This is a genomic window from Streptomyces sp. NPDC006309, from assembly GCF_040613095.1.
In the GTDB taxonomy this organism is placed as follows: Bacteria; Actinomycetota; Actinomycetes; order Streptomycetales; family Streptomycetaceae; genus Streptomyces.
The window spans coordinates 1-20,600 of record NZ_JBEXRO010000020.1 but is presented as its reverse complement, the minus strand read 5'-3'; the positions used below and the strand labels follow the sequence as shown (position 1 = coordinate 20,600).

Below are 20,600 nucleotides of genomic sequence, written 5' to 3'. Positions count from 1 at the left end.
GCAAGGGCCCGTCAGCACACGGACGACCACCGCACGGCCGGGCGGGCGCCGCGGGCCGTGGTCAGGGGTGCCGGTCCACTCGGTGTTCGGCGAGATGGGCCGGTACGGCGTGGTCGGCCGCCCGGCCGTCCGGGCCGTGGCTCTCGGCCGCCTCCGGCGGCGTGCCGGGCTCCGTCCGGCGGGTCCGGCGGGTCCGGCGGGGCCGGGGGTGTCGGGGTGACCTCTGGCGGGCGGGCGCCGCGGGCCGTGGTCAGGGGTGCCAGTCCACTCGGTGTTCGGCGAGGTGGGCCAGTACCGCGTGGTTCGCCTCCCAGCCGTCCGGGAACTTCACGAGGGTGCCCAGCTGGACCGGTTCCGTGGACGGGTAGTCGTCCAGGAGGTCGCTCACGCCGGCGCGGCAGACCACGATGCACGCGTGGCGGTGGCGGGAGGCCAGGACGCACAGGCGGCCGGTCTCCAGGTGGAACGCGGTGGCGTCGGGGCGGCCGGAGAGCGGGTGCAGGACGACCGTGACGTCGTACTCGCGGCCCTGGAGGCGGTTCGCGGTGTCGACCGTCACGTCCTGGACACCGAGGCCGGCCAGGGCCGCGCGGACCGCCGCCGCCTGGTCGCGGTGGGCCGTGCCCACGGCGACCCGGTCGGCGGTGAGCGGCGTGGCACTGCTCCCGGTGGGCGGGCGCGGGGACGGGGGCGGCTCCGAGACCGCCGCGCCGCCGCGGTCCAGCAGGCGCCGGACCACCGCCGCCACCGCCCGCACCGCCTCCGGGTCCGTGCGCGGGGTGTACCGGGCGGGCAGCTCCAGCAGGCCCCAGCCGGTCTCCGCCGCCTCGTCGATGACCCGGTCGGGGCCGGAGCCGTCGGAGGGGACCGCGAAGGTGAGGCGGCGGTCGCCGTGGTCCGTGCCGCTGCGGAACGGGGTGTACGGGTAGAAGGCGCGGGAGACCAGGGGGGCCGCCGAGGCCGGCAGGCGCCAGGACACCGGCAGGCGGTGCTGCGGCAGGCCCGGGTTGTGCGCCAGCAGGGTGGTGACCGCGGACGCCGACGGGTCGTACGACAGGCCCGCCCACTGGTCGCCGCCGACGGTGGAGAACGGGTCCAGCTGGCCGGGGTCGCCCACGAACAGCGCCCGCTCGAACAGGCCGGCCACGGCGAGCAGGGAGTCCGAGCGCATCTGGTACGCCTCGTCGACGATCGCGTGCCGCCACGGCTCGTCCACCGTCACGTGCGCCCACTTCGCGGCGGTGGACAGCACCACCGGCAGGCCGCCGAGGTCGGCGGCCTTCGCGGACGTACGGACGTTCGGCAGGGCGTCCAGCGCCGTGTCGTACGGGTCGCTGTCGCTGCTGTGCAGGCGGCCGACCGGCAGCTCCGGGTCCTTCGCGGCGAGGCGCAGGACGAGGTCGTCCACCTGGGCGTTCGTCTGGGCGACCACCATCAGCGGGCGGCCGGCGCCGGCCAGCTCCAGGGCCGCGCGGACCACCAGCGTGGACTTGCCGGCGCCGGGCGGGGAGTCGACCACCACGCCCCGCTCGGTGCCGTGCAGCGTGTCGTGGAGGATCGCGTCGGTGGCGCGGGCGGCCGCGGCCGCGGGGTCGGAGCCGACGGTCGTCACAGCACGTCCTCCTCGGTCACGGTGTCCGGCGTCTCCGCCACGGGCTCGCCCGGCGGCCCGCCGTGCGTCCACGGGGTCTCCTCCGGGCCGGGCAGCTTCGCGCCGCCGCGCTGCTCGTGCTCGAAGAGGGTGAAACACACCCGGTCGCCCTTCTCGGGCACCGACCCGGGCTCGGGTTCCTTCCCCCGTCCCATCCGGTCCAGGATCCGCAGCACCAGCACGCCCTCGCCCTCGGCGCCGGCGAACTCCGCCGACTGCGGCCTGCCGCCCACCGAGCGGTACACCCGGGCCCGTTCCCCCAGATGCGGCCGGTCCTCCGTGCGGACGGTCACCAGCGGGCGCGGGCTCGGCCGTCTGCTCTCGCTGTACGCCATCACCACCTCGGTCACGTCACCGGCGAACGTCTCCCCGGCCAGCCGCCGCCCCGCCATCACCAGCGGATCGTCCAGCGCCTCCTGCGCCTCCAGGCGGGCCTGCTCCCGCTCGCGCGTGGCCAGCTTGTTCGCCGCCGTCACCGCGTCGTCCCGGCGCGGCTGCGGGGGCTCCCCGGCCAGCACCCGGTCCCGGTGCCCGGTGAACGACCAGCGGTCCCGCGTCCAGCGCTCCTCGACATGGGCGCCCTCCGGCAACGCCCGCAGCAGGTCCAGGCCCCGCCACACCGCGTCCCAGGTGGGCCGGGTGCGGCTCTCGACGAGAGCGCGGACGTCCCGTTCGGCCGCGGTGAGCGCGGCCAGCCGGTCGTCGGCCTCCAGCGGGTCCTGGGCGGCGGCCAGGGCGGTACGCGCGCGGTCGTACCGCTCGATCGCCGGGGCCAGCAGCTTGTTGTCGAACGCCGGATCGGTCGCGGGGCCGGCCGGCGGGCACAGCAGCTGTCCGGCCGCGTCCCGCGCCAGTTCGGCCCGGCGCGCGGCGTCCGCGCCGCTCTCGCCCCCGGGCGGGTCGATCCAGGCGAGCAGCGCGCCCAGATGCTGGTCCTCCAGGCCGGACTGGCCGGTCGCCCAGTGCCGGGCCAGCAGGTCGGTCAGGGCCAGCAGCAGGGAGGAGCCGGGCACCCGGGACCGCTCGCCGTAGTGGGTCAGCCAGCGGCCGAGCAGCGGCACCCGGGGCGGCGCCGGGTAGGGCGCGTCCGGATCCTGCTCGGCGGTGCGGCGAAAACGCGTCGAGCGGCCGAGGATCCGTACGAAGTCCAGGCCCGCGCGGCTGGGCACGATCAGCTGGGGCGCGTCCGCGCACAGCTCGGCCTCCACCTTGACCCGCTTGCCGGTCTCCGGATCGGTCTCCGTGCGCTCGGCCGGCTCCACCGACTCCGCGAAGGAGTCCAGGTACGGCAGGACGGCGTCGGCCAGGTCGGCGAGGAACGTGAACCGCAGATCCCGGTCGCGGGGCTGCGGTACGGCCAGCAGCCGGGGCGCGTCCCGGTCGGTGCCGACCAGCGCGCCGAGCGGGGCGCCGGTCTCACCGGCCGTGGTGAGCGGCACGAACACCAGCGGACGGTCGGACAGATGCCGGTGCCGGACGGTCGCGGCGGGCTGCGCCCGGCCGCTGCCGACGGCTTCCAGCCGGGCGAGGGTGTCGATCAGGGACACGTGGCCACCTCCCGGGCGGCCGCCAGGGCCTCCGCGCGGAGCCGGGCCGCCCGGCGCAGGGCCGCCACCGCCGGGTCGTCGGGGTCGCCGCTCTCGCCGCGGGCCGCCGCGAGGACCTCCTCGACCGTGGCGAGGCCGCCCAGTTCGGCCCGCAGGGGCCGGCCGAGGCGGGTGACGGCGCCGGCCGCGCGGGCGCGGTCCCGGCAGTGGAAGGCGAGTTCGCAGGCGGACAGGCACTCGGGCGCGTACGTCGCCGGCACCGCCTCCACGGCCGCCGTCAGCTCCTCGGCGGGCCGGTCGGGCGCGAAGCACGTGCCCTCGGGCAGCGCGGCGGCGATCTCCTCGACCCGGGTCAGCCGGGCGAGCTGGCGGGCGGTGACCGCACGCTGCTTGCGGACGTCCACGGCACAGCCCGCGGGCAGGTTGGAGAAGTCCTTCGGGCACACCAGCAGCACCCGGTGCCGCACGCGCGGGGCGGGATCGAGACGGGCGGCGACGTCCTCCAGGGCGAGCACGTACACCGCGGCCTGCCGGGCCGCCGCGCCCACCTTCGACGGGTCCGCGGAGCCGTCCACCATCGGGAACGACTTGATCTCCACCACCGACCAGCTGCCGTCGGGGTGCACCACCACCGCGTCCGGCTCCACGAAGGCGAGCGAGCCCGCCACGTCCAGGGCCAGCATCGGATGATCGAGGAGCGTCCAGCCGCCGGCCCGGGTGGCCTCGCGCAGCGCCAGCGCCGTACGGGCCGTACGTCCCTGCGGGCCGTGCGCGGTCAGGTCGGGCCGGGCCGCCTCCGCGGGCGGTTCGGCACCCGGATCGAGGCGGGCGTGCGCCAGCCGCAGCAGTTCCGCGCCGCCGTCCGCCTTCACCCGCGCCTCGAAGGCGTTGCCCCGGGTCAGCGCGAACTGCGACTGCCCGAAGCCGGAGGGCGCGCCCAGCGCGGTCGCCAGCCGGGCCTTGTCCACCCCGGCGCCGTCCAGGATCGCCCGCCGGGAGCAGCCGGGGTTGGCGGCGAGCGCCGCGAGGGCGCGCGCGTCCAGGGCCTTGGCCGGTACGTCGGGACCGCGCAGCTCAGCGAGCCGGTGCCGGAGCCCCTTCTCCCGTGTTGGTGGGGGAGACGTCCGGTCCGGCCGCGAGGTCGGGCGATGACGCGCGCTGCCGTGGAATTCGCTCACCCGCGGAAGTCTGGCATCCGGCACTGACAATCGGGGAACCGGTGGCGCCCGGGACCGCCGGGGCGGGCCGGGACAGGCGGGACCGGACCAGGTCCGCGGCCCGCGTCACCCGCGGCGCCAGCAGGAAACCGGCGCCCATCACGGCGACGCCCGCGACCGCGTCCAGGAGGTAGTGGTTGGCGGTGCCCATGATCACGAGCGCGGTCAGCAGCGGGTAGGCGACGCCGACGATCTTCGTCAGGCGTGAGCCGCCGTACCGCCAGAGCATCACCCCGCACCACAGCGCCCAGCCCACGTGCAGGCTCGGCATCGCCGCGTACTGGTTGGTCATGCCGCCCATGCCGCGCGGCGCGCTGGCCTGGGCGCCCCACCAGCCGTACGAGCTGTACTGCGCCATCGTGTCCACGAAGCCGTGGCCGGCGGAGAGCAGGCGGGGCGGGCAGGTCGGCAGCAGCGTGAAGCCGATCAGCCCCATGAACGTGGACGTCATCAGCCAGGTGCGGGCGGCCCGGTAGTGGCGGGCACGCGCGCGGAACATCCAGACCAGGATGGCGGGCGTGACGAGGTAGTGCAGCGAGGCGTACCAGAAGTCGGCCGGCACGCCGAGCCAGGTCTCCCGGGTGAACAGCCGGTTCAGCGGGTGTTCGGCGTTCAGGTGCAGGGCCTTCTCGATGCGCAGGATCGCCAGTCCGTGGTCGACGGCGCTGGTGACGTCACCGCGCGCGAGGAGCCGGCCGGCCGAGTAGCAGCCGTAGACCAGCAGGATCAGCGGCAGTTCCGTCCACCAGCGCAACCGGGATCGCGGGGCCTCCTCGGTGTCCGGTGTCTCGGTCTGCGGCATCCGATCGCCCTCCCCCTTCTGCTGTACGGCGCGCCCCGGCGGGCGACCGTGCCACTTTACGGTGTCCGAACACCGCCCATGAGGGCGCTCCCACTTGCGCACCGGTGGCCGTTCCAGCCCTCGAAGACGCCGGGATCGCCCGCCGGGTTGCGCCGGAGGGCGGTGCGCGATGATGGAGGGACCGCATGCACACGTTTTTCGTGGCGTCCGTGTCGGCGCCACCGTCCCGGAAGGTCTCCCATGGCACCGCGCATCCTGCTGGCCCGGCACGGACAGACGGCCTGGTCGCTGTCCGGCAAGCACACCGGCAGGACCGACGTGCCGTTGCTGGAGGAGGGCCGGCGCGGGGCCAAGCTGCTCGGCAAGCGGCTGCACCGCGCTCCGCTGGACGGGCTGGCGGACGCGGAGGTGCGCACCAGCCCGCTCTCCCGGGCGCGCGAGACGTGCGAACTGGCCGGCTTCGGTGACCGTGCCACGGTGTGGGACACGCTCATGGAGTGGGACTACGGCGCGTACGAGGGCATGACCCCCGCCGAGATCCAGGCCGCCCGGCCCGGGTGGCTGATCTGGCGGGACGGCGTCCCGGAGGGCGAGACCCCGGCCGAGGTGACCGCGCGCGCGGACGAGGTGGTGTCCTGGGCGCGCTCGGCCGACCGGGACGTGCTGGTCTTCGCCCACGGGCACGTCCTGCGCTCGATCGGAGCGCGGTGGCTGGGCCTGCCCCTGGACTTCGCCGCCCGGATACGGCTGAACCCGACGTCACTGTCCGTACTGAGCTGGGCCTACGGCGAACCGGCGATCGAGACCTGGAACGACGTGGGCCATATGGCGGTCTAGGGCCACCACCGGAGCGGGGCCGGGTGGCGTAGGTCCCGGCAACGGTCATGCCCGCCGGGGTCGGCGGACGGGGCGGCGCGCGGTGACGTACGCCTCAGGGCGGACGCCCGCCCCGGATGTGCTCCCCGGTCCGTCGACCGTGTCCTACGCCCGGCCGGTTCGCGGCAGCGACGCGTGGCGGTCCAGGAAGTCCGTGACGCCCGGCGCGCGGCGGTGCGGGAGCAGGGTTCGGGCCGTGACCGCCAGCATCGTCCGGATGCGGGAGGACTGGACCTGGTCCAGCAGGCCCAGTACCCGCAGCCCCGCCTCGGCGGCCTCGTCGGGACGGCCCTCGTGGGCCAGGTCGCCGGCCAGTTCCGCGGTGTAGAGCGCGATGTTGCGGGTGAAGTGCGGATCCTGGAGCCGCGCCGCGCGCCGCGCGTGCCGGGACGCCCGCCGCCAGTCGCCCAGGGCGGACCAGCACTGCGCTTCCAGTCCCTCCAGTTCGGCCTCACCGTAGAAGCTCATCCACTCGGGGTCCGCGTCCGAGCGGCCCCGCGCGAACAGGGCCTGCGCGCGGGTCAGCGCCTGCTCGCAGCCGGTGCGGTCGGCGAGCCCCGCCCAGCCGCCCGCCTCGCGCAGCGCGAGCAGGGACATCAGCCGGTCGGAGCCGAGGGCGCGGCCGGCGCGCTGCGCGGCCTGCGCGGCCCGGACCGCCTCCCGCGGGCGGCCGGCGTCCCGGGCCAGGAACGCGCTGTTGCAGAAGGCGTGCGCCTCCAGCCCCGGGTCGCCGGTCATGCGGGCCGTGGCCAGCGCCTCGGCGTAGTGGGAGCGGGCGTCGTCGAAGCGGCCGGAGTCGTGGGCCAGCCAGCCCACGGAGATGGCGAGTTCCCCGGCACCCGCGTGCAGCCGGTCGGTGGTCGTCTGCCGGGTCGCGCCGGCGTCCAGCAGCGCGTACGCCGCGCGCAGCGGAGCCGCCGCACGCCGGTAGAGGCCGTCCGCGCCGTGCCGGTCGTCGAGCAGCCGGATGCGGCGGACGGCCTCCTCCAGGGCGGCCGCCTCGGGGACGCCGACGCGGCGGGGCGGCCGCCCCGCCGCCGCGGCACCGGTGGTGAGCCCCAGCGGGGCCAGCGTGGCGGCGGCCACCGTGGCGCCTGTGCCGGTCATGAACGCGCGACGCAGCACGTCGCTCTCCTCGTGGTTCCAGGGGTCGTTCTCGTACGGTTCGTGCGGGTCGCCCGAGGGATCCGGGCCGGCCGGGTCGTGCGGGTTCTGTGTGTCATACGGACCGCGGGCCCCGCGCGTCTCATCGGGCACCACGCGCGCCTGCCCGGCCGTACGCGCCGCGCGCCCGCGGACGGCCGAACGGGGCGCGAAGCCGAGGTCGGTCAGCGTGCGGCCGGGGAACATGTGCAGGAACACCCGCTCGTACGCGTAGTTGGGGCAGCGGATCTCACCCGCCTCGACCCGGCCGACGTAACGCGCGTCACAGCTCACCCGCTCACCGATCTCGCGCGCCGCCCGCCGGACCAGCGCCGCGAACTCGGCCGGTGAGCGCCGGCCGCGCAGCCGCCGGAAGGCGAGGTTCGGCCGGGGCGGCCGTTCGGGGTGTGACGAGGTCACCGTGGACGACGTCATGACCGGGTCCTCTCGTGCGAACCGTGGAAGCGTCGAACCGCGCCGGGCCCGGGGGCGGTCCGCGGGACGGGATGTCCGTGTGACGCCCTGGGTCCGGCGGGCCTGAACGTACCCGCTGTGCGGGACCGCTCGCACGGCGTTTGCCTACAAAACGGTCATCTCACGCACGATCTGCCATGAAGTGCCATCCTTTGCGGCGGACTTGTGCCGTAGCCGTTGACGCGCTCACGCGTTGGACTCCATGGACCGCGAGTGGGCTGTGTGGTGGAGGCCGGCATGGAGAGCAGCCAGAGCAAGGATCCCCGGATGCCGGGGTCGCCGTCCGAGGAGGGGTGCGACCTCGTGACGGTACCGGCCCGGCAGGGCCTGGAGGCGGTCGACATCCTGCGCCGCGGCGCCTGCGACGCGGTGGGGCCCGTCCTGCACGACGACGGCTGCGGCACCCTCGGTTTCGTGGTGCCGGCCGGTACGGCGGCCGGCTGGGACGTGCCGGGCAGCACCTGCACCGAGACGGACGGGCGCGGACTGCGCCTGGCCCCCGAGCCGCCCGTCGCGGGCTCGGACTGGCTGCTGCCGCCCGGCGACGCCGACCGCGCCACCGACCCGGCGGAGTTGCGCCGGGCTCTCGGGGAGGCGGCCCGGCTGATCGAGGCGGCCGACAGCCGCCGGTGACACGGGAGCCCGCGGCAGCTGCGAAAATGGGCGGATGGGCAGGTCGAGGAACACACGCCGCGGGTCGGCCCCCGCCGCGGCCGTCGAGGAACCGGTCGACGGCGGGCTCGCGCGGCTCGTACCCGACCCGGACCGCGCCCGCGCCTGGACGCTCCTGATCGACGGGGCACCCCAGTCGCACGTCGACCTGGACGATCCCGCGTACCTCTCCTTCGAGTACCAGCGCCGCATCGGCCACGTCATCGACCTCGCCGCCCCGCCCGGCAGACCGGTGCACGCCGTGCACCTCGGCGGCGGCGCCTTCACCCTCGCCCGGTACGTCGCCGCGACCCGGCCCCGCTCCACCCAGCAGGTCGTCGAACGGGACGCGAGCCTGGTCCAGCTGGTCCGGCGCGAACTGCCGCTCGACCCCCAGGCCCGCATCCGGGTGCGGGCGACGGACGCCCGGGCGGGACTCGCCAAGGTGCCGGACGGCTGGGCCGACCTGGTCGTCGCCGACGTCTTCAGCGGGGCCCGCACCCCCGCCCACCTCACCTCCACCGAGTTCCTGGACGAGGTCCGCCGCGCGCTGAAGCCCTCCGGCGTCTACGCGGCCAACCTGGCCGACGGCCCGCCGCTCGCGCACCTGCGCGGCCAGGTCGCCACCGCGGCCGCCCGGTTCGGTGAACTCGCCCTCATCGCCGACCCGGCCGTCCTGCGCGGCAAACGCTTCGGCAACGCCGTCCTGGTCGCCTCCGACCTGCCGCTGCCGCTCGCCGAACTCACCCGGCGCGCCGCCTGCGACCCGCACTCCGCCCGGGTCGAACACGGCCCCCGGCTCACCGACTTCACCGGTGGCGCGGTACCCGTGACGGACGATGTGGCGGTGGCCTCCCCCGCCCCGCCGCCCTCGGTGTTCCAGTAGGGCTCCGCGCCCCGGGCCGGCCGGGAACCCGGCCGGCCGGTCAGTAGGTTCCGATCTCGACCCGTGGCGGGCCGTCGTGCCAGGTGCAGAACACCGACACCCGGTCCGCGTCCCGGGTGAACTCCACCCGGATCCACGCCGTCGTCCTCCACACCTGCATGGACCAGCCGGTCCCCGGGGTCGCCGACACGAGGGTCGCGCTCGAGGCGCCCAGGTCGAAGACCGCCCGGCCGCCGTCGGTGTCGTAGGCCCTGACCCGGCCGGCGGCCGGGGCCGCGACGGTGGGGGAGGCGGAGGCGGAGGTGGTGGCGGGGGCCGGTGCCCGCGAGGGCGTGGCCGCCGGCGGCCCGGACGACGGACTCCCGGACGGCGACGGCGGGACGGTCGGTGAGGCCGGCGGCTCCGGGGCCGGTGACTGCGGGCGCCGGGTGGCCGCGCCGGCCGCCGCGGCCGACAGGGCCCGCGGCGGCTCGTAGGCCGTCCCCGCCATCACCGTGTGCACGCCCCACCACGACAGCGTGACCGCCGCTCCCGTCGCGAGCAGCCACGCCAGTACGTGTACGAGTCCTCTGCGCATCGCGGGCCATACTGCCCCAGGGGGACGGCCGTCCGCACCTGTCCCGGGTTGTCCACAGGCACCCGCCCCGCTCCGCCCGCATGGCGTACGGTGCGGCGCATGGCAAGTGTTCTCGTGGTCGAGGACGACCAGTTCGTACGCTCGGCGCTCATCCGGCACCTGACCGACGCCGCCCACACCGTGCGCAGTGTCGGCACGGCGCTGGAGGCGCTGCGCGAGGTCGCCCAGCTCCGCTTCGACCTGGTCGTCCTGGACCTCGGACTGCCCGACCTGGACGGCTCCGAGGCCCTGAAGATGCTGCGCGGCATCACCGACGTGCCCGTCATCATCGCCACCGCCCGGGACGACGAGACGGAGATCGTCCGGCTGCTCAACGCCGGAGCGGACGACTACCTCGTCAAGCCGTTCTCCGTCGAGCACCTCTCCGCCCGCATGGCCGCCGTGCTGCGCCGGGCCCGCTCCGCCGGCGCGGAACCCCCGCCCTGCGACGTGCTCCGCGTCGGCGGGCTCACCGTCGACCCGCTGCGCCGCCAGGCCGAACTCGACGGCGTCCGGCTCGACCTGACCCGCCGCGAGTTCGACCTGCTCGCCTTCCTGGCCGGCCGGCCCGGTGTCGTCGTCGCCCGCCGGGAACTCCTCGCCGAGGTCTGGCAGCAGTCCTACGGCGACGACCAGACCATCGACGTCCATCTGTCCTGGCTGCGCCGGAAACTGGGGGAGACGGCGGCCCGGCCGCGCTATCTGCACACCCTGCGCGGGGTCGGTGTGAAGCTCGAACCCCCGGTGGCCGGGGAGGCGCCGCGATGAGGTGGGCCCTGGTCAAGGTCTGCCTGGCCGTCACCACGATGGTCGTGGTCGCGTTCGCCGTGCCGCTGGGCCTGGTCGTCAAGGAGATGGCCCGCGACCGCGCCTTCGCGGGCGCCGAGCGGGAGGCCGCCGCGGTCGCGCCCGCCCTGTCCATCACCACCGACCGGGACGAGCTGGAGCGGGTGGTGGCCTCGGCCGGCGCCGACTCCGGGATGGCCGTGCACCTGCCCGCCGACGGCGGCCGGGCCGCGCTCGACCTCGGCCGGCAGCGCGCCGCCGGCCGCGACATCCAGGCCGTGCGCAGACTCGGCCGCGCCTCCGTCGGCTCCGTGCCCGGCGGCTCCGTCCTGCTCCAGCCGGTCGCGCTCGGTTCCGGCGCGATCGCCGTGGTCGAGGTGTACGTCCCCGAGGCCGAGGTGACCAACGGCGTCGGCACGGCCTGGGCGGTGCTCGCGGCCGTCGGCCTCGCGCTGATCGTCGGCTCGGTCGCGGTCGCCGACCGGCTCGGGGTGCGCATGGTGCGGCCCGCACGGCGCCTGGTCGAGGGCGCGCACCAGCTGGGCGAGGGCAAGCTGGGCGCCCGGGTGCCGGAGGACGGCCCGACCGAACTGCGGCTCGCCGCCGCCGCGTTCAACGCCATGGCCGACCAGGTGGTCCAGCTCCTCGCCAACGAGCGCGAGCTGGCGGCCGACCTCTCGCACCGGCTGCGCACCCCGCTCACCGTCCTCCGGCTCAACGCCGCCTCCCTCGGGGCCGGGCCGGCCGCCGAGCAGACCCGGGCGGCCGTCGCCCAGCTGGAGCACGAGGTCGACACCATCATCCGCACGGCCCGCCAGGCCAAGCCCCAGACGGCCGCCGCCGGACCCGGTGCCGGGTGCGACGTGGCCGCGGTGGTGCGCGAGCGCATGGAGTTCTGGTCCGCGCTGGCCGAGGACGAGGGCCGCACATGGCGGGTGGCCGGCGCCGACCGGCCGGTCCGCGTGCCCGTGGCCCGCGCCGACCTCGCCGCCGCCCTCGACGCCCTGCTCGGCAACGTCTTCCGGCACACCCCCGAGGGCACCGCCTTCGCGGTCGACGTGCACAACGGCGACGACGCGGTGATCGTGCTGGTCTCCGACGCGGGCCAGGGCATACCCGACCCGGAGGCGGCGATGGCCCGCGGCCGGGGTTCCGGGAACGCCGGTTCGACCGGCCTCGGCCTGGACATCGTGCGCCGGCTGGCCGAGTCCACCGGTGGCGACGTCCGCATCGGCGGCTCGGTCCTGGGCGGCACCGAGGTGCGGATCCGGCTCCAGCTGGACGGGCGGGCACCGGTGGGCCGGGGCCACCGGGGAGCGGTGCGCCGACGCCGGCCCCGCCGGCTGGTCCCGACCATTAACCGATCCCGATCGCTTCCTTAAGCGCGCCATAAACCCGGCAACCACCGCCCCGGACAAGCCAATTGTCCGAATCGGGCCCGCTAGCGTGCTGCCGCATCCCCACAGGTCGGGAAAGCCCTGTGAACCCCCCGTGAGCAGTAGAGGCAGGCACGCGCATGAGCACGCACCGGCGCAGGATCAGCGGCAGGAACAAGGCGATAGGCGGACTGGTGGCCGCCGCGGTGATCGGCGGCGGCGCGGTCCTGCTCACCGGCACCGCCAACGCGGCCGCGGTGAACGCCGCCTACACCCGGACCAGCGACTGGTCCACCGGGTACTCCGCCCAGTACGTCGTCACCAACACCACCGGTCAGACCGAGAAGACCTGGACGCTGGAGTTCGACCTCCCGGCGGGCGCCAAGCTCGGCTCCCTGTGGAACGCCCGGTCCAGCGTGACCGGCCAGCACGTCACCGTGAAGCCGGCCACGTGGGACACCGACGGCCTGGCCCCCGGCAAGTCGGTGACGGTCGGCTTCGTGGTCGACGGCAGCGGCGACCCGACGGGCTGCCGGATCGACGACACCCGGTGTTCCGCGGACGGCGGCGCCACCCCCGAGCCGAGCGGCCGGCCCACGCAGACCACCCCGGCCCCCACCGCGTCGACCCCGGCGCCCGCCACCACCCCCACCGGCGGCACCGGAACCGGCACCACCTCCGACGCCGGTTTCGCCCCCTACGTCGACACCTCCCTCTACCCGGCCTTCGACCTCCTCGGTGCCGCCGACGCGACCGGCGTGAAGAACTACAACCTCGCTTTCGTCAACGACGGCGGCGGCTGCACCCCCAAGTGGGGCGGCGTGACCGACGTCAACAGCGACGGCGTGGCCGCGCAGATCGGCTCCCTGCGCGCCAAGGGCGGTGACGTCCGCGTCTCCTTCGGCGGTGCCTCCGGCTCCGAGCTGGCCACCACCTGCTCCTCGGCGGACGCGCTGGCGACGGCGTACGGCAAGGTGGTCGACGCTTTCCGACTGACCAAGGTCGACTTCGACGTCGAGGGCGGCGCGCTGCCCAACACCGCGGCCAACACCCGCCGCGCCCGAGCCATCGCCAAGCTCCAGGCCCAGCACCCCGGCCTGGACGTCTCCTTCACCCTCCCGGTGATGCCCGAGGGCCTCACCCAGGACGGTGTGAACCTGCTGTCCGACGCCAAGTCCAACGGCGTCGAGATCGGCACCGTCAACATCATGGCGATGGACTACGGCCCCTCGTACAGCGGCGACATGGGTACCTACGCCGAGCAGGCCGCCACCGCCACGCAGGCCCAGATCAAGAGCGTGCTGGGGCTGTCCGACTCCGCCGCCTGGAAGGCCGTCGCGGTCACTCCGATGATCGGCGTCAACGACGTCTCCTCCGAGGTCTTCAAGGTCGAGGACGCCACCCAGCTGGTGGACTTCGCCAGGTCCAAGGGGATCGGCTGGCTCTCCATGTGGTCCGCGACCCGCGACAAGCAGTGCGCCGGCGGCCCCAAGTCCACCGCCGACGCCACGTGCAGCTCCATCAGCCAGGACACGAACGCGTTCGCCAAGGCGTTCGGCGCGTACAAGTAACACCCGGCCGGCACCCCGGCACCCCCCCGGCCGGTATCCCCCCGGCCGGTATCCCCCTCCGGGCGCGGCCCGCCCCCCGACGGGCCGCGCCCGGGACGCTCAGGCCAGGGACTCCACCGACGGCAGCGTCCCGGTCCGCGCCGCCTCGCCGTACCACCGCGCGCTGGACTTCGGGGTGCGCTCCAGCGTCGCGTAGTCCACGTACACCGCGCCGAACCGCTTGCCGTAGCCGTACGACCACTCGAAGTTGTCCATCAGGGACCACAGGAAGTAGCCGCGCACATCGGCGCCGTCGGCGATGGCGTGCCGTACCTCCGCGAGGTGGCCGCGGAGGTAGGCGATGCGCTCGGGGTCGTGGACGCGGCCCTCGGCGTCGGGCTTGTCGTCGTAGGCCGCGCCGTTCTCGGTGATGTAGAGCGGGAGCCCGGGGGCCTCTCGCGAGTAGCGCATCAGCAGGTCGTACAGGCCCGTCGGGTCGATCGTCCAGCCCATCTCCGTGCGCTCGCCGGGGGTCTGGTGGAAGAGGATGTCGTCGGCGGCGGGCCAGGGGGAGTGGTCGCTCGTCCCGTGGCCGTCCGCCCGGGGGCCCTTGACGTCCCCGGAGACGGCCGAGACCAGAGCCGGGGTGTAGTAGTTGAGGCCGAGTGCGTCCAGCGGCGCGTTGATCGTGCGGACGTCGCCGTCGAGGACGTACGACCAGTCGGTGACCGAGGCGGTCGCGGCGAGCAGCGTCTGCGGGTACGCGCCGTGCAGCATCGGGCCGTGGAAGACGCCGTTGGCGAGGTCGTCGATGCGGCGGGCCGCCGCCAGGTCGGCCGGGTCCTGGGTGAGGGGCCGTACGACCGAGGAGTTGAGGCTGACCGCGATCTGGTTGCGGGCCGGCATGGCCGACCGCAGGGCCGAGGCCGCCAGGCCGTGACCCAGGTTGAGGTGGTGGGCCGCGCGCAGGGAGGCCGCCGGGTCGGTGCGGCCGGGGGCGTGCACGCCGGAGGCGTAGCCCAGGAAGGCGCTGCACCAGGGCTCGTTGAGGGTGATCCACTGTTCCACCCGGTCGCCGAGCGCCTCGCCGACGAGCTGCGCGTACTCGGCGAACCGGAACGCGGTGTCCCGCTCCGGCCAGCCGCCCGCGTCCTCCAGCTCCTGCGGCAGGTCCCAGTGGTAGAGGGTGACCGCCGGCTTGATGCCGGCCGCCAGCAGCTCGTCGACCAGCCGGCGGTAGAAGTCCAGGCCCCGCTGGACCGCCGGCCCGCGGCCCGTCGGCTGCACCCGGGACCACGAGACGGAGAAGCGGTAGGCGTTCAGGCCCAGCTCCGCCATCAGCGCCACGTCGTCGCGGTAGCGGTGGTAATGGTCGACCGCGACGTCCCCCGTCTCCCCGCCGGCCGTCTTGCCCGGCGTATGGCTGAACGTGTCCCAGATCGAGGGGGTGCGGCCGTCCTCCCGCACCGCCCCCTCGATCTGGTACGCCGAGGTCGCTGCGCCCCAGAGGAAGGCGGGCGGGAAGGTCACGGACGACGGAACGGAGTCAGGCATGGAAGCGCTCCCATTTACGGTCGGAAGGGGCCGACGGATGAGGGGGAAGAAGGGGCCGGGACGGCGGTGGCCCGGCCCCCGGGAAGTCGTGCGGGCACGGTCGGGCGGGCGGATCAGCCCTTGATCGCGCCCTGCATGATCCCGCCCACGATCTGCTTGCCGAACAGCAGGAAGGCGATCAGCAGCGGCAGCGTGCCCAGCAGCGCGCCCGCCATGATCACCGCCTGGTCGGGGACGTAACCGGTGCCGAGCGCGTTCAGGGCGACCTGCACGGTCGGGTTCTGCTGGGTCAGGGCGATGATCGGCCACAGGAAGTCGTTCCACGCGAACACGAACGTCAGCAGGCCGAGCACCGCCATCGCCGGCCGCGCGGCCGGGAAGACGACGTGCCAGACGATCCGCAGGCTGCTTGCCCCGTCCACCCGGGCCGCCTCGATCAGCTCGCTGGGCAGCGCCTGCACCAGGTACTGCCGCATGAAGAACGTGCCGAACGCGGTCACCAGGCTCGGCAGGATCACCGTCTGGAGCTGGTTGGACCAGCCCAGATTCGACATCCACAGATACAGCGGTACGACGGCCAGCTGCGGCGGGATCATCATCGTGCCGATGGTCAGCAGCAGCAGCACGCCGGAGAACCGGAACCGCAGTTTGGCGAAGGCGAACCCGGCCAGCGTGGAGAACAGCACCGTGCTCACGGTGATCGTGCCCGCCACGATCACCGAGTTGAGCATCGCGGTGCCGAGCCCCGCCTGGCTCCAGGCCGCCTCCAGGTTGCGGAACAGGTTGCCGCCGAACCACAGCGGCGGCGGGGTCTGGGCCAGTCGCCGGTCGGTGCGGGAGGCCGCGATCGCCGTCCACACCAGCGGGGCCAGCGAGACCAGTGCGAACACGGCCAGTACGAGGTACGTCACGGGGCCCGCGTGCAGCTGCTTGCCGGCGCCCATGCGACCGCGCTGCCGCGGCGCCTTTCCTTCCCGGCGCCCGGCCCGGGGAACGGTCAGTTGGCTCATTGGGACTTCCTCAGCCGTCGGGTGAGCAGCAGGTTGACCGCGGCGATGATCAGCAGGAGCAGGAACATCGACCAGGCGATCGCGGACGCCTTCCCGAGGTTGCCGATGATCCAGCCCTGGTCGTACATGTACAGACCGAGCGTCTGGTACTGGTGCTCGGAGCCGCCCTTGGAGCCGCTGACCCCGCCGAACAGCAGCGGCTCACCGAAGAGCTGGGTCGCGCCGATGGTGGAGACGACGACCGTGAACAGGATCGTCGGCCGCAGCTGGGGGACCGTCACGTGCCGGAACTGCTGCCAGCGGTTCGCGCCGTCGATCGCCGCCGACTCGTACAGGTCGGCCGGGATGGCCTGCATGGCCGCCAGATAGATCAGCGCGTTGTAGCCGGTCCACCGCCAGATCACGATCGAGGACACCGCGAACTGCGAACCCCAGTCCGACTCACGCCAGTTGACCGGGTCCACCCCGAAGAAGTGCAGGACCCAGTTGACCATGCCGCCGTCCCACGAGTACAGCAGCGTGAACACCAGGGTCGCCGCGGCCACCGAGGTGGCGTACGGGGTCAGCATCACCACGCGCCACATGGTGGAGCCGCGCAGCTTGTAGTTCAGCAGGTGCGCCAGCCCCAGCGCGGCCAGCAGCTGCGGCACGGTCGAGATCAGGCCGATGCTGAACGTGTTCTTCAGGGCGTTCCAGAAGAAGTCCGAGGACAACAGGTTCCGGTAGTTGTCCAGGCCCGCCCAGGTCTGGTGGTCCAGCGAGGACAGCTGCACGTCGTGCAGCGAGTACCAGGCCGTGTAGAGCAGCGGTATCAAGGAGAAGGCCCCGAAGAGCACGAAGAAGGGGGCGACGAAGGCGTACGGCGCCGCCTTCGTGTCCCAGCGGTAGAACCGGCTGCGCCAGGAGTCGGCGCCCGCCGGCGCACCGCGACCGCGAGCGCCCCGGGCCGCGCCCGGCGGGGTGCCGGGCGCGGCCTCGGCGCTCGACGCGGGATGCGCGAGTGCCTGCTTGGAGCTGCTCACTGGCCGAGCACGTCCTTGATCTCGTTCCTCGCGGCGTCCCAGCCCTGCTCGGGCGACTTGCCCTTCTGCTCGACCTGGAGGATGCCCACGTCGGTCAGCGCGGTGTTGATGGGCTGGTCCTTGATCCCGAAGTACTGCGTCGGGATCGTCTTCGCCGAGTCGGAGAAGATCTGCGTGATCGGCGCGTTCGAGAAGTACGCCGTCGTGTCCGCGGCCGGCTTCAGGCTCGCGTAGGCCGACGGGGTGGACGGGAAGCTGGCCTGCTTGGCGAAGACCTTCGCCTGCTGCTCCGGCGCGGTCAGCCACTTCGCCAGGGCGATGGCCTCCTTCTGGTGCTCACCCGCCGTCGGCACGCCGAGGAAGGAGCCGCCCCAGTTGGCCGCGGTGGGCGCCGCCGCCACGTCCCAGTTGCCCTTGCCCGCGTCACCGGACTTCTGCTCGATGTAGCCCATCATCCAGGCCGGGCAGGCCACGCTCGCGAAGGAGCCGTTGGCGAAGCCCTGGTCCCACGGCTTGTCGAACTGCTTCAGCTTCGCCGACATGTCGCTGGTGGCGACCGTCATCGCGGCGTCCCAGGCCTTCTTCACGCCTTCGGATCTGTCCCAGACGACGTTGCCGTCCTTGTCGTAGTACCGGGTGGCGCCGCCGCCGAGGGCCGCGTTGTAGACGGAGGACGCGGAGTCCACGAACTTCGCGCCGTCGGGCGCCTTCTTCATGAACTTCTTGCCCAGGTCGACGTACTTGGCCCAGTCGCCCTTCCACTGGGCGGCCAGCTTGGTGCGGTCCGTCTCCAGCCCGGCCTTCTGGAACAGGTCCTTGCGGTAGCAGATCGCCATCGGCCCGATGTCGGTGCCGAGCCCGATGGTCCTGCCGTCCTTCGTGGTGGCCTGCGCGAGCTTCCAGTCCAGCCACTGCGACTTGTCGACCTCCTTGCCGAGGTCGACGAACTTGTTCGCCTGGGTCTGCACGGCCTCGGTGATGTTGCCGACCTCGATGGCCTGGATGTCGTCGGTGCCGGAGCCCGCCTGGAGGCGGGTGAGCACCTTCGGCCAGTACACGTCGGTACGGGTGGTGACGTTTTCCTTGATGCTGATGTCCGGATGCAGCTTCGTGTACTCGTCGTAGAGGCCGGCCTGCTTGTAGCCGAAGACGCCGAAGGTCCCGATGGTCAGCGTGATCTTGCCCTTGCCACTGCCGTTGCCACCCGAGTTGTCCGACGAGCCGTTGTCCGAGTCGTTGGCGCAGCCGGCCAGCAGCCCCGTGGTCAGTGCGGCCACGGCCGCGAGGGCCAGCAGCCGATGTGACCGGCGGATGCTCGTGCGCATTTCGTCCTCCTGTTGCCTGACGTGCCGACCCCCCGGCCAACTGCATGGAATCGGGCCCGTTCGTACTCGCTGCGGCTCGGGCGGGGAACGTGCGGGATATGTAGGTGTCAGGTACTGTGGGAGCGCTCCCACGAGTGATGAGTTGAAGAGTCGTCGCTTCTGAGCGGGGTGTCAAGGGACCGGACGCGGAGGGATGCGTTCAGTTATCGGAGTGTTAACTGGGCCGCGCCGGGCGCCCGCTGCCGCTCGTCGCTCTGGCCAGGACTGTTAGATTCCAGCCAGCCGGAATTGCTGTCGAGAGAGGCGGAGCCATGGCAAGCCACGGAGGGCGGGGCCGGGGCGGGGGACGGCCCACGCTCGAAGAGGTCGCCGCCCGGGCCGGGGTCGGACGCGGCACGGTCTCCCGGGTGATCAACGGCTCGCCCCGGGTCAGCGACGCCACCCGCGCCGCGGTCGAGGCGGCCGTCGCCGAACTCGGCTACGTCCCCAACACCGCAGCCCGCGCCCTCGCGGCCAACCGCACCGACGCCATCGCGCTCGTCGTCCCCGAGCCGGAGACCCGGTTCTTCGCCGAGCCCTACTTCTCGGACATGCTGCGCGGGGTCGGCTCCGAACTCTCCGACACCGAGATGCAGCTGGTGCTGATATTCGCCGGCAGCGACCGGGAGCGCCGGCGCCTGGCCCAGTACCTCGCGGCCCATCGCGTCGACGGTGTACTGCTGGTCTCGGTCCACGCCGACGACCCGCTCCCCGACCTGCTGGCCCAGCTGGAGATCCCGGCCGTGATCAGCGGCCCGCGCTCGGCTGCCGAGACGCTCACGTCAGTGGACTCGGACAACTACGGCGGGGCCCGCTCGGCCGTGGAGCACCTGGTGAGCCGGGGCCGCCGCCGGATCGCGCACATCACCGGACGGCTGGACGTCTACGGCGCCCAGCGGCGCGTCGACGGCTACCGCGCGGCCCTGCGTGACGCGGGCCACGCGGCGGACGAACGGCTCATCGAGACGGGCGACTTCACCGAGGAGGGCGGCCGGCGCGCGATGACGGTCCTGCTCGACCGGCACCCCGACCTGGACGCGGTCTTCGCCGGCTCGGACGTGATGGCGGCGGGCGCCCGGCAGGTGCTGCGGGAGGCGGGCCGCCGTATCCCCGACGACATCGCCCTGGTCGGGTACGACGACTCGGCCATCGCCCGGCACATGGACCCGCCCATGACCAGCGTCCGCCAGCCCATCGAGGAGATGGGCCGCGCCATGATCGAACTGCTCCTCACGGACATCGCCGACCGCCGCCCGGCCGCCTCCCGTGGCCTGGACCGCCGTCAGGCGGTCCTGCCGACGGAACTGGTGACACGGGCGTCGTCGTGACGCCCGCCGATTCGTGACGCCCGGCAGCACCGCCGGATGGTGCTGCCGACGGTGCTGGATGACAAGCGTGTTCTAGTGGCGCCCCAGGTGCACGGGGAACCGCGCGACCGGCCACGACGTGCCCGCGGAAACGGTGGGCAGCCCTGCCGGCGTCCCGACGCGGGGCCTGCGCTACGCCGCGTACCCGGTGCCGGCCATCCCGGCGGGAGCCGTCGGGAGAGGTCCGATGAGGTCGCGCAGACGGAGCCGGTCCGTGTACGTGGCGCTGTCGCGGACGACGGTGAGCTGGGCCTGGGTGACCAGGCCGGTGCACAGGTCGTCCTCGTCGCAGACGGGCAGGTACCCGATGCGGGCGCCGGCCATGACGGACAGGGCCATCTCGACGGTCATGTCGCCCCACGCCTTCGGGCCGGACGAGTCCGTGGCGTCGGCCACCGCCGCATCGAGGGGTGTCGCGCTCGCCGGATGGAGCTGCGTCATGACGGATGCCAAGGGTGCCTCCTCGATGGGGTGGTGGTGTCCTGCCGGCGAGGCTGTCTAGGCAGCCGTCTCGGCGGACCGCCGCCGCGCGGGCCGGCGGGCCGACTGCGAGGGGCGTCCACGCCGGGAGCGGGAGTTGGTGCCGCGCGCCGGGCGTTCGGTCACCGGCGCGGTGATGACGACCGGGATGCCGGAGGGGGTCTGCGCGCCGGTGATGCGGTTCAGTTCCGCCTCTCCGGGCCGGACCTGGGTGATCTGCGGGAGGAT

At 74.0% G+C, this 20,600-nt stretch carries 18 protein-coding genes and 1 pseudogene; 7 read left to right on the top strand and 12 right to left on the bottom strand.

All coding sequences use genetic code 11. The annotated features are described in order from the left end of the window. Nucleotides 1–250: 250 nt before the first annotated feature. Genes ABZ117_RS23925 through ABZ117_RS23910 form a run of 4 tightly spaced genes read right to left on the bottom strand, consistent with a single transcriptional unit; the run spans nucleotide 251 to nucleotide 5,217 of the window. Nucleotides 251–1,612 (bottom strand): AAA family ATPase, encoded by a 1,362-nt coding sequence (locus tag ABZ117_RS23925; RefSeq protein WP_356823817.1) that lies wholly within the window; start codon nucleotides 1,610–1,612, stop codon nucleotides 251–253. Beyond that, nucleotides 1,609–3,198: a hypothetical protein gene (locus ABZ117_RS23920; protein WP_356823816.1), complete on the bottom strand. Its 1,590-nt coding sequence runs from the start codon at nucleotides 3,196–3,198 to the stop codon at nucleotides 1,609–1,611. The genes ABZ117_RS23925 and ABZ117_RS23920 overlap by 4 nt, the downstream gene beginning before the upstream one ends. Beyond that, the gene (locus tag ABZ117_RS23915) at nucleotides 3,189–4,271 is read right to left on the bottom strand and encodes a hypothetical protein (protein ID WP_356823925.1); all 1,083 of its coding nucleotides are present in this window, start codon (nucleotides 4,269–4,271) and stop codon (nucleotides 3,189–3,191) included. The genes ABZ117_RS23920 and ABZ117_RS23915 overlap by 10 nt, the downstream gene beginning before the upstream one ends. Nucleotide 4,272: 1 nt before the next feature. After that, nucleotides 4,273–5,217 (bottom strand): phosphatase PAP2 family protein, encoded by a 945-nt coding sequence (locus ABZ117_RS23910; RefSeq protein WP_356823815.1) that lies wholly within the window; start codon nucleotides 5,215–5,217, stop codon nucleotides 4,273–4,275. A gap of 240 nt (nucleotides 5,218–5,457) precedes the next feature. Between ABZ117_RS23910 and ABZ117_RS23905 the strand changes: the two genes are divergently transcribed. Continuing rightward, complete coding sequence (locus ABZ117_RS23905; protein WP_356823814.1) at nucleotides 5,458–6,054, top strand: histidine phosphatase family protein; 597 nt, start codon at nucleotides 5,458–5,460, stop codon at nucleotides 6,052–6,054. 144 nt (nucleotides 6,055–6,198) lie between these two features. On the opposite strand, the gene ABZ117_RS23900 is transcribed toward ABZ117_RS23905, so the two are convergent. After that, nucleotides 6,199–7,671 (bottom strand): hypothetical protein, encoded by a 1,473-nt coding sequence (locus ABZ117_RS23900; protein ID WP_356823813.1) that lies wholly within the window; start codon nucleotides 7,669–7,671, stop codon nucleotides 6,199–6,201. A gap of 276 nt (nucleotides 7,672–7,947) precedes the next feature. On the opposite strand from ABZ117_RS23900, the gene ABZ117_RS23895 reads away from it, so the two are divergent. Continuing rightward, nucleotides 7,948–8,343, top strand: a complete 396-nt coding sequence (locus ABZ117_RS23895) for a hypothetical protein (RefSeq protein ID WP_356823812.1) — start codon at nucleotides 7,948–7,950, stop codon at nucleotides 8,341–8,343. Nucleotides 8,344–8,377: 34 nt separating this feature from the next. After that, nucleotides 8,378–9,247, top strand: a complete 870-nt coding sequence (locus tag ABZ117_RS23890; protein WP_356823811.1) for a fused MFS/spermidine synthase — start codon at nucleotides 8,378–8,380, stop codon at nucleotides 9,245–9,247. 40 nt (nucleotides 9,248–9,287) lie between these two features. On the opposite strand, the gene ABZ117_RS23885 is transcribed toward ABZ117_RS23890, so the two are convergent. Further along, on the bottom strand, nucleotides 9,288–9,824 hold the full coding sequence (locus tag ABZ117_RS23885) for a hypothetical protein (protein WP_356823810.1): 537 nt from the start codon (nucleotides 9,822–9,824) through the stop codon (nucleotides 9,288–9,290). 99 nt (nucleotides 9,825–9,923) lie between these two features. Between ABZ117_RS23885 and ABZ117_RS23880 the strand changes: the two genes are divergently transcribed. The 3 genes from ABZ117_RS23880 (at nucleotide 9,924) to ABZ117_RS23870 (ending at nucleotide 13,596) form a co-directional block, all read left to right on the top strand. After that, nucleotides 9,924–10,631 (top strand): response regulator transcription factor, encoded by a 708-nt coding sequence (locus tag ABZ117_RS23880; protein ID WP_356823809.1) that lies wholly within the window; start codon nucleotides 9,924–9,926, stop codon nucleotides 10,629–10,631. After that, entirely contained in the window at nucleotides 10,628–12,031 is a 1,404-nt protein-coding gene (locus ABZ117_RS23875) for a HAMP domain-containing sensor histidine kinase (protein ID WP_356823808.1), read from the top strand. The genes ABZ117_RS23880 and ABZ117_RS23875 overlap by 4 nt, the downstream gene beginning before the upstream one ends. 134 nt (nucleotides 12,032–12,165) lie before the next feature. Then, nucleotides 12,166–13,596, top strand: a complete 1,431-nt coding sequence (locus ABZ117_RS23870; protein ID WP_356823807.1) for a cellulose binding domain-containing protein — start codon at nucleotides 12,166–12,168, stop codon at nucleotides 13,594–13,596. Between the two features lie 99 nt (nucleotides 13,597–13,695). Here the strand turns inward: ABZ117_RS23870 and ABZ117_RS23865 are convergent, their stop codons facing one another. The 4 genes from ABZ117_RS23865 to ABZ117_RS23850 form a co-directional block, all read right to left on the bottom strand. Beyond that, nucleotides 13,696–15,129 carry a GH1 family beta-glucosidase gene (locus ABZ117_RS23865; protein WP_356823806.1) on the bottom strand — a complete coding sequence of 478 codons (1,434 nt, stop codon included), beginning with the start codon at nucleotides 15,127–15,129 and terminating at the stop codon, nucleotides 13,696–13,698. A gap of 113 nt (nucleotides 15,130–15,242) precedes the next feature. Continuing rightward, nucleotides 15,243–16,139 (bottom strand): carbohydrate ABC transporter permease, encoded by an 897-nt coding sequence (locus ABZ117_RS23860; RefSeq protein WP_356823805.1) that lies wholly within the window; start codon nucleotides 16,137–16,139, stop codon nucleotides 15,243–15,245. Next, nucleotides 16,136–17,161, bottom strand: coding sequence for a sugar ABC transporter permease (locus ABZ117_RS23855; protein WP_356823804.1), 1,026 nt, complete (start codon nucleotides 17,159–17,161; stop codon nucleotides 16,136–16,138). Before ABZ117_RS23855 ends, ABZ117_RS23860 begins: the two co-directional genes overlap by 4 nt. After that, a complete protein-coding gene (locus ABZ117_RS23850) occupies nucleotides 17,158–18,486 on the bottom strand; it encodes an ABC transporter substrate-binding protein (protein ID WP_356823803.1) in 1,329 nt (442 codons plus the stop codon). Before ABZ117_RS23850 ends, ABZ117_RS23855 begins: the two co-directional genes overlap by 4 nt. A gap of 311 nt (nucleotides 18,487–18,797) precedes the next feature. On the opposite strand from ABZ117_RS23850, the gene ABZ117_RS23845 reads away from it, so the two are divergent. Further along, on the top strand, nucleotides 18,798–19,853 hold the full coding sequence (locus ABZ117_RS23845; protein WP_356823802.1) for a LacI family DNA-binding transcriptional regulator: 1,056 nt from the start codon (nucleotides 18,798–18,800) through the stop codon (nucleotides 19,851–19,853). A 171-nt stretch (nucleotides 19,854–20,024) separates the two neighbouring features. On the opposite strand, the gene ABZ117_RS23840 is transcribed toward ABZ117_RS23845, so the two are convergent. Beyond that, a complete protein-coding gene (locus ABZ117_RS23840) occupies nucleotides 20,025–20,345 on the bottom strand; it encodes a CBS domain-containing protein (RefSeq protein ID WP_356823801.1) in 321 nt (106 codons plus the stop codon). Nucleotides 20,346–20,390: 45 nt separating this feature from the next. Then, nucleotides 20,391–20,600, bottom strand: a pseudogene (locus tag ABZ117_RS23835) (ATP-dependent helicase); the annotation flags it as partial.